Source organism: Frigoribacterium sp. Leaf44 (assembly GCF_001421865.1).
In the GTDB taxonomy this organism is placed as follows: Bacteria; Actinomycetota; Actinomycetes; order Actinomycetales; family Microbacteriaceae; genus Frigoribacterium.
In genome coordinates, this window is the sequence record NZ_LMLG01000001.1 from 246959 (window position 1) to 254716 (window position 7758).

At 72.8% G+C, this 7758-nt stretch carries 7 protein-coding genes and 1 pseudogene; 3 read left to right on the forward strand and 5 right to left on the reverse strand.

Going from position 1 to position 7758, the window contains the following annotated elements:
• Nucleotides 1–48: 48 nt before the first annotated feature.
• Entirely contained in the window at nucleotides 49–786 is a 738-nt protein-coding gene (locus tag ASE87_RS01185; protein ID WP_056225299.1) for a trypsin-like serine protease, read from the reverse strand.
• A gap of 234 nt (nucleotides 787–1020) precedes the next feature.
• Between ASE87_RS01185 and ASE87_RS01190 the strand changes: the two genes are divergently transcribed.
• The gene (locus ASE87_RS01190) at nucleotides 1021–1380 is read left to right on the forward strand and encodes a hypothetical protein (RefSeq protein ID WP_043596232.1); all 360 of its coding nucleotides are present in this window, start codon (nucleotides 1021–1023) and stop codon (nucleotides 1378–1380) included.
• 316 nt (nucleotides 1381–1696) lie between these two features.
• Here the strand turns inward: ASE87_RS01190 and ASE87_RS01195 are convergent, their stop codons facing one another.
• The 4 genes from ASE87_RS01195 to ASE87_RS01210 form a co-directional block, all read right to left on the reverse strand.
• A complete protein-coding gene (locus tag ASE87_RS01195) occupies nucleotides 1697–2692 on the reverse strand; it encodes a hypothetical protein (RefSeq protein WP_056225302.1) in 996 nt (331 codons plus the stop codon).
• 60 nt (nucleotides 2693–2752) lie between these two features.
• The gene (locus ASE87_RS01200) at nucleotides 2753–3634 is read right to left on the reverse strand and encodes a DNA/RNA non-specific endonuclease (protein WP_043596220.1); all 882 of its coding nucleotides are present in this window, start codon (nucleotides 3632–3634) and stop codon (nucleotides 2753–2755) included.
• A 200-nt stretch (nucleotides 3635–3834) separates the two neighbouring features.
• On the reverse strand, nucleotides 3835–4515 hold the full coding sequence (locus ASE87_RS01205; protein WP_056225305.1) for a PadR family transcriptional regulator: 681 nt from the start codon (nucleotides 4513–4515) through the stop codon (nucleotides 3835–3837).
• Between the two features lie 167 nt (nucleotides 4516–4682).
• Entirely contained in the window at nucleotides 4683–5591 is a 909-nt protein-coding gene (locus tag ASE87_RS01210) for a CoA ester lyase (RefSeq protein WP_082452224.1), read from the reverse strand.
• Nucleotides 5592–5758: 167 nt separating this feature from the next.
• Here ASE87_RS01210 and ASE87_RS01215 point away from each other — a divergent pair, with 167 nt between their 5' ends.
• Both ASE87_RS01215 and ASE87_RS01220 read left to right on the forward strand, forming a co-directional pair.
• Nucleotides 5759–7258, forward strand: a complete 1500-nt coding sequence (locus tag ASE87_RS01215; protein WP_056225308.1) for a CvpA family protein — start codon at nucleotides 5759–5761, stop codon at nucleotides 7256–7258.
• Between the two features lie 107 nt (nucleotides 7259–7365).
• Nucleotides 7366–7758: pseudogene (locus ASE87_RS01220) on the forward strand (hypothetical protein); the annotation flags it as partial.

A 7758-nucleotide genomic window follows, 5' to 3' on the forward strand; every position in this document is an offset into this window, starting at 1 on the left:
CCGGGCGTCCGTGGTCGTTCGTCGCCGACGGACCGGCCCGCCGGCGGACTAGAGGCCGGCCGTCGAGCGGATCCAGCTCGCGCTCTGCGACAGCACGGCGTAGTTCGACCCGGCGCGGGTGTTCGCGCCCGGGTCGGCCTCGTCGCCGGTCGAGCAGACGGCCACGATCTGGCCGTTCACGATCAGGGGGCCACCCGAGTCACCGTGGTTCGCCGCGCCGGTGGTGCCGTTCAGGTGCTGCGCGACCCCGCCGTAGGCGTCGGTGCTGCGGCCGGTGAGGCCGACCGTCGCCTGGTACAGGCCGTCGGACTGCACCGAGTTCGCGCGCAGGCCGTAGCCCATGATCGTGCCGCTGCCCGACGAGGTCGCCTGGAACCCGAGGTTCAGCGACGGGTAGCTGCCGAGGGTCTTCGACTGGCTCAGGTGCACGAGCGCGATGTCGCCCGCGGGGGCGGCGGCGACGCGGTCGACGGCGATCGCGGTGCCCGGGTTCGTCGTGCTGTTCGAGTGGTAGACCTGCATCGAGGTGACGCCGTCGATGCAGTGGCGGGCGGTCAGCACCCAGCTGGCGTTGATCTGTTCGCCGGTGCAGGCGTAGCTCGCGGTGCCCCCGGTCCGGAAGACCAGCTGCACGGCCCACGGCGTCGTGGGTGCCTTCTGGCCGCCGACGATGTCCGTCGACCGGATCGTGTTGTCGGGGCCGGCGGCGACGGCGGAGGTCGAGACCCCGAGCGATCCGACGGCGAGGGCCGCGGCGGTCAGGGCGGCGGCGACGAACTTCTTCATGTGGTTCCCCTTGGTTCGGGTGGTGCGTGTCGGGTGGTGCCGGCCTGCGGTGCCGGCCGGGCGGTCCGGTGATCGACCGACCCGGTGGATCGGGCACGTCCCGCCTGGGTCGAGCTTCCGCCTGGCCCCCGTCCGGGGGCAAGTCGGCACTCTGGCCGACTTGACGCCGGGTGTTGCGCGTGGCAACAGACATGCTGCTCGCGGCGGACGCGGGCGGGCGGGTAGCGTGTGCGGGTGATCACGCGACGAGACGCCGCCCTGCGACTGGACATCCCCCTCGAGATGGCCAAGCGCCACGGGCTGCCGCCGAAGATGACGGTCGACGAGCTCGTCGCGATGGAACGGACGCCGCCGCCCTGGCTGGTGCAGTCCCGCGCGAACCGCACGGGCAAGCCGGTCTGGGTCGAGCTGGAGTGCGTCGTCTGCGGCTACCACGAGGCCGCCCGCCCCAAGAAGTGGTGGCCCGAGTACACCTACCTCAGCTGTGACGACCACGGCGCGGACGAGTTGCCCGAGCCCGAGCCGGGCGTCGTGCGCGCCGAGGTCGACGGCGTCGGCACCCGCTTCGTCGCCATCGTCGACGTCGCCCCCTGACCTGGGCTCGACCGTCCCCGGCCCCCTCTTCCCCCGTCCCTCTTCCCTACGGCCCCCTGCGGCTTGCCGCCCCTTGTGCAATTCGCGACATCCGGGGGTCGACACGCCGTCCTGAGGGGTACGTCAGCGGCGCGTCGTCGGGCTGTTGTCGGGTTCGGCACGCCTGAGGGGTTGCCCGAGGTCGCGAATTGCACGTCAACCGGGTGCGGCGCCGGACGAGGAGTGCACGAGAGCCAGCCGCGCGGGCAGAACCGGTGGCCAGGAGGCGCGGCGCGGGTCGGTCGGACCGTCGACGAGGAGGCACGGCGTTGGCCGGTCAGACCGTGTACTGCACCGAGACGGGCGGCTCGAGCCCGGCGAGCAGGTGTACGTACGCCTGGCGGGCGTCCTCGACGAGCAGTTGTCGTTGGATGTGCTGGTCGTGCCAGTCGACCAGGTCGTCGGGTGTGACGTCGTCGACGTCGTCGGCCACGAGGTAGCTGAACGCGTAGGCGTTGCCGTCGTCGTCGAGGGTCCGGCGGTAGCCGAGGGTCTGACCGCTCGTGGCGTCGACGAAGACCTCCCAGCCGGGGTCGCTCGCGTCCGGCAGGGTGACGTCGACCACGGGGTGGGGGGCTCCGGCGGCGGGGGAGGCGAGCCTCGTGCCGAGGGTGGCCGTCCGCATCGTCGTGGCGGCCGGGCCGGCCGTCGCGAGATCGGCGGCTCGGGAGCCCCCGGGCCGAGAATCGTCCGGACCGGAAGAACTCCCCATCGCTCCTGCTGCCCGCGCCACGGCCGCGGCGCCGGCCGACGAGGATTCGGGAGAGCTCGTGTCGATGCCCCGCGCCACGTCGTGGTCGACCCGGGCGACAGCTCGTGCGAGGGCCCCCTCGAACACGTGGAGCCTGCGGGCCGTCGCCCGCAACCACGACTCGAGAGCGTCTCGTTCGTCGGACGTGAAGGGCTCGGGCTCGAAGGAGTTCACGGAGAAGGACGCGGCCTCGACCGACCACTCCCACTCGAGCACGACCCGGAGGAGCGCCGAACGGCGGGGCATGAGCGCCAGCGTCCCCTGGCGCAACCCGGGTGAGAAGTGCAGTTCGGGTTCGTCGAGCAGGTGCCGGACGCCGGAGGCCGCATCGGTCGAGGTGGTCGGCACGAGGAAGGCCACCCGGACCTCTCGCCACGGCGCGGCCCGGACCGGAGGGGCGTCCTCGTCGCGCAGGATCGTCAGGCTGACGGGCATCTCGGGCGGCAGTGGTCGGGCGTCGCCGCGTGACGCGGCGTCGGAGGGCTCGACGGGGTCGACGGGATCTGGGTCGTTCGGTGCCATGGCCCGAGAATCGTGGCACGAGTCGATGCGAGCCCCCTGGATGAGCCGGGGTCGCCGGTCTCAGAACGACAGTTGGTCGACCGACGTCAGCGGCACCCACCCCTCGCGGATGCCGTCCGGCGGCTCGATCGTGGGCACGGGTCGCAGGGTGTCGGCCTCGGCGAGTTGCGCGAGGTCGAAGCCGGTCATCTCGGCGATGTCACGGACGGGTACCTGGTAGGTGCGGTACGGCCCGAGTGGCGGTGGGTCGCCCTGCTCGTGCGCGCGGGCGAACGCGGCCTCGAGGTCGACGCCGTCGAGCTCGGGGGACTGGTCGAGCAGGTACGCCGCCGTGCGCAGCGAACCGCCGTCCGACGTCGTCCACGCCGCGATCTTGAAGAACCGACGCGGGAGGCGGATGCCGCGGTAGGGCGCGTCGTCGTCGAGCAGCACGGGTGCCGTGAACACCGTCAACCGCTGCCGGTGTGTGGAGGCGTACTGCAGCACCTGGTCTTCGAGGCCGAGCCAGAGTTCTCTCGACTGGTTGAACTCGGCGGCTTGCGGTGCGGCGTTGGTGAAGCTGAACGTGTCGACGTTCGCCGCGGCCGCGACGACCGGCTCGCCCCAGACCGGGTCGCGGCGGCGGACCAGGTGCCCCCGGTCGAGGTCGTTCGAGGCGTAGACCTCGGGACCCGTCTGCTCGTCGTCGGGCACGCGTTCGTCGAGGTGCCAGTCGTCGCCTCGGCCGAGGTCGAGCAGCGACGACCCGTCGATGTTGACCGCCGTCAGGGCGGCCAACCGCCGGACGGGGTCGAGCAGCACCGTGAAGTGTACGTACGGCAGCTCTCGCGCGAGCGTGTGGAGGGCCGGCAAGGGCACGTCGACCGTGAGGAACGAAGGGTCGTACCCCGCACGATCGAGCCCGACGGGGTTCGCGGTGGTGGGGTCGTCTCTGGTGCTCATGGGCGCCTCCGGCAGGTCGTCGTTCTCGTGGGGCCATCCTGCCCACGACCCCTGACATCGGTCCGGTCGGCGCCGCGACCACGCGAAGGAGGCGCGATGCGGGGGATCCCCACACCGCGCCTCCTCGGATGCTCACGTCACCGACAGGCGAGGGCCCAGCCCGCGAGGGCTCAGCCCGCGAGGGCTCAGTCCGCGAGGGCTCAGTCCGCCAGGATCGTGTAGAGCGCACGGCGGGCTTCGTCGAGCTTGGCGGTGGCGGCGGCCCGCTGGGCCTCGCTGCCGTCGTGGTGGAACTGCTTCACGACGCCCATCAGCTTCATGAGGCTGGTCTGGAACTCGCGGTCGGTGTCGCTGGCGTCGTCGGCCGTCGCGGCCCAGGCCTTCTCGATCTCGTCGGCGTGCTCGGCCACGTAGGCCCTGCCCGCCTCGGTCAGCGTGAAGGCGCTCGTGGTCGCGGCCTCGTCGGACGAGATGAGTTCTTCGTCGACGAGCTGCTGCAGCGTGGGGTAGACCGAGCCGGGGCTGGGCTTCCACGCGCCGTCGGTGCGCTCGGCGATCGCCTTGATCAGGCCGTAGCCGTTCGACGGGGCGTCGGAAAGAAGCGAGAGGATCGCGAGGCGCACGTCGCCGCGTCGGGCCCGGCCGCGTCCGCCGCGGCCAGGCCCGAAGCCGCCGGGGCCGAAGCCCGGGCCGCCGGGGCCGAAACCGGGGCCGAAGCTGCCGAAGCCGGGGCCGGGGCCGGGGCGGAACCCGCGGCCGAACGGACGGCCGAAGCGGCCGTGACCCTCGCCGCGGCCGGGGAGGTCGCGTCGGGCGTCGGGGAAGTCGTGGTGCCGGCGACGGGGGTCGCCGTGGTTCTCGGTGGTGAAGTCGGTACCCATGGGGTACTCCTTTCGGGTCAGGTGGAGAGAAGTCGTCATCGTGACGTCCTGTCGCGATGTGTCAAAGATATGTCGCTGACTATCGCGTGTCAATGCCTCGATCGTGTTCCGGGCACGAAAAAAAGGAGGCGCATCCCGGGTGGGACGCGCCTCCTTCGGTCGTGCGGTCAGCTCGCGGGCTGCACCCCGAACGCCGAGGCGAGCTTCTGGATCTTCTGCGCCCGGCCGAGGCGGGGCAGGTCGCTGCCGTCGCGGATGACCCGGCCGCGGCCCTCGAAGTCGGCGAGGAAGTCCTGCGCCCAGGCGACGTCGGACGGGGTGGGACTGATGACCTCGTTGATCACGGGCAGCTGCTCGACGTCGAGGCACAGTTTGCCGGTCAGGCCCAGCGCGACCGCGACACCGGACTGCTCGCGCAGGACGGGGTGGCTGCTGCCCACCGTCGGGCCGTCGATCGGGCCGGGCAGCCCGCCGATGCGGCTGGCGACGACGAGGCGTGAGCGGGGGTAGGCCATGGCCAGGTCGTCGGCGCTCGTGCCGGTGTCGCGGCGGTAGTCGCCGCTGCCGAACGCGAGCCGGAACGCGCCGCGGGCCTTGGCGATGGCGGGGCTCTCCTCGATGCCGAGGGCCGACTCGACGAGCGCGAGCACGGGCACCGCGCCTCCGAGGCGGTCGAAGGTCTCGGTGACGTGCTCGGGTGCCTCGGTCTTGGCGAGCATGACGCCGTGCAGCCCGGGCAGGCCCATGAGGGCGTCGACGTCGTCGGACCAGAAGTCGGTCGAGCGGTCGTTGATGCGCACCCAGGCCTCGCCGCCGCCCGTCAGCCAGGCGACGACGTCGTCGCGCGCGGCGGGTTTGCGGGCCGGGTCGACCGCGTCCTCGATGTCGAGGACGATCTGGTCGGCGCGTGAGGCCTGCGCCGAGTCGAAACGGTCGGGGGCGGTGCCGGGGACCAGCAGCCACGACCGGGCGATGTCGGGCTTGGGTCGCGTGCGGCCGGCCGCCGGGCCCCGGCGGGCCGTCGCCGCGGGGTCGGTCGCGGTCGGGTCGGAGGGGATCTGGCTGGTGTCGGTCATGACGTCGTCGTCCTTCGTCGCTCGGCGGTCCGGTCCACGCTACCGGCTCGTCCGGGCCCGTGAGTCCTCCGGGTCAGGGCGGGGGCTCCCGGCCCGGGGTGCCGTTCGGGCGTAACGTTCAGGCGGATCACAGATCCAGGGAACGACCCCACCGACAGGAGTGAGCCATGACCGACGCGAACGATCCGCGGCGCGACCGCCCCGACCACGAGGGACGCGATCCCCAGCACGGCGACACGAACGACGCCCCGCGGTCCGACGAGACCGGCGAGACGGTCGAGCAGACCGAGGTGCCGTACGGCTCCGAGGTGCCGACGCAGCAGCCCCCCGCCGTCGACTTCGGCGGCGACGCCCCGACGCAGCAGCCCCCCGCCGTCGACTTCGGCGGCGACGCCCCCACGCAGCAGGCCCCGATCGCCGACGCCGAGGACCGCCGGGTCGTGGCCGAGGCCCGTGCGACCGGCGATGCGTCCGGCGCTCCCGCCCCGTCCGACGAGGAGGCGCTGCCCGAGTCGGTGCCCGCCGAGTACGTCCCCGGCGACACGGCGTCCGATCGACCCGCCGACGCCGACGCGTCGACCGATGCCGGCTCGTCGGCCGACCCCGACGCGCGCGACACCGAGGTCCTCTCCGAGTCCGACCGGGACGCGGCCTCGTCCGGCCGTCCCACCGAGGCGATCCCGATGGTGGCTCCGACCGAGCCCGCCCAGCGTGCCTGGTCCGCCTCCTCCGACGGCACGCGCCGACCGCTGCACGACGACGAGGCCCTCCGTGCCGCCGAGGCCGCCCGCGCCGGGGACCCCGCCACGGGTGACCGGCGTGACGACACGGCCACCGCGGCGTCCGCGACCGCGGCGACCGGCGCCTCCTCGTCCTCGCACGACGGGTGGGTCGACGACCGCTCGGACGCCGAGCGCGACGCCACCGACCGCGCCGCGGCCGAGCGTCAGCCCTCGTTCGGCCAGGACGCCCCCACCGCCGTCGCACCGACCGCGGCAGCAGCAGGAGGCGCGGCTGCGGGTGCCGCCGCCGGTCGCGACACCGGCTCCCACGCCTACCCCCTGATTAAGGACTCCGGCATCGACCACGTGTCGGTGCGCCGTGAGCTGCTCGCCCAGCAGAAAGAGGAGTTCGGCGGCATCCGCTTCGGCGCCGGTCTGCTCGGCTGGTTCGCCGCGACGGGCTTCGGCCTCGTCATGATCACGATCTTCGGCGGCGTCCTGGCGGCCTGGGGCGGGGTCGCCTCGGGGTCGACCGCGATGACCGACCTGCGCAGCTTCACGGCCGACAACGCCGACGTGCTGGCGCTGACCTCGGGCATCGTGGTGCTCGCGATCATCTTCTTCGGGTACCTCGTCGGCGGGTACACGGCGTCGCGCATCGCGCGCTTCAGCGGCTTCAAGCAGGGCCTCGCGACCTGGCTCTGGGGCGTGGTCATCACCATCGTCCTGGCCGTCGTCGTGGGTGTCGTCGGCACCCAGTCCGGTGACTCGTCGTCGCCGAACCCGTTCGTGCCCTCGATGGACGACCTGCAGTCGTCGTCCCTCGCCGGTCTGATCGGGCTCGCCCTCGTCGTCGTGCTGAGCTTCGCCGGAGCCGTCCTCGGCGGCCTGCTGGGTCAGCGGTACCACCGCAAGGTCGACCGCTTCTTCTCCGAACAGGACTGAGCACCGCGAGGGGGCGCACCTGCCGGGTCGCCCCCTCGCCCCATCCGACGCGGCCCGGGCGTCGAACACCGATCAACCCCACCGGGCAGCACAGACAAGGACCACTCATGCGCACCCCCTTCCGTTCCCCCCTCGGCCGAGGCGTCCTCGGTGTCGTCGCCACCGGAGCCCTCGTGTTCTCGCTCGCGGCCTGCGCCTCGACCTCGGACTCCGAGAGCAACAACACGGCTCCGACGCACCCCGTCAACCAGACCCGCGAACCCGGCCCCGGCGAGAGCCTCCTGCCCGCGGCGTCCATCCCGGACCTGTCGAACGGTGTCGACACCCAGGTCGCCGTCGACGCGTCGTTCGTCGAGGCCCTCACGACCCTCGGCCTCACCCCCGGCGTGGTGGGCACCGCGACCTTCACCGACGGCACGTTCTCGTTCCCGATCACGGGCGGCAACGTCGACTACTACGGCCCCGACAGCGACGTGCGACCCTACGTCCAGGGCGAGATC

What these genes read in the sequence shown, in the direction of transcription:
- ASE87_RS01200 (WP_043596220.1), bottom strand. Translation starts at nt 3,634, where the DNA reads ATGAGCACCAGAGACGACCCCACCACCGCGAACCCCGTCGGGCTCGAT.
- ASE87_RS01210 (WP_082452224.1), bottom strand. Translation starts at nt 5,591, where the DNA reads ATGACCGACACCAGCCAGATCCCCTCCGACCCGACCGCGACCGACCCC.
- ASE87_RS01215 (WP_056225308.1), top strand. Translation starts at nt 5,759, where the DNA reads ATGACCGACGCGAACGATCCGCGGCGCGACCGCCCCGACCACGAGGGA.
- ASE87_RS01195 (WP_056225302.1), bottom strand. Translation starts at nt 2,692, where the DNA reads ATGGCACCGAACGACCCAGATCCCGTCGACCCCGTCGAGCCCTCCGAC.
- ASE87_RS01185 (WP_056225299.1), bottom strand. Translation starts at nt 786, where the DNA reads ATGAAGAAGTTCGTCGCCGCCGCCCTGACCGCCGCGGCCCTCGCCGTC.
- ASE87_RS01205 (WP_056225305.1), bottom strand. Translation starts at nt 4,515, where the DNA reads ATGGGTACCGACTTCACCACCGAGAACCACGGCGACCCCCGTCGCCGG.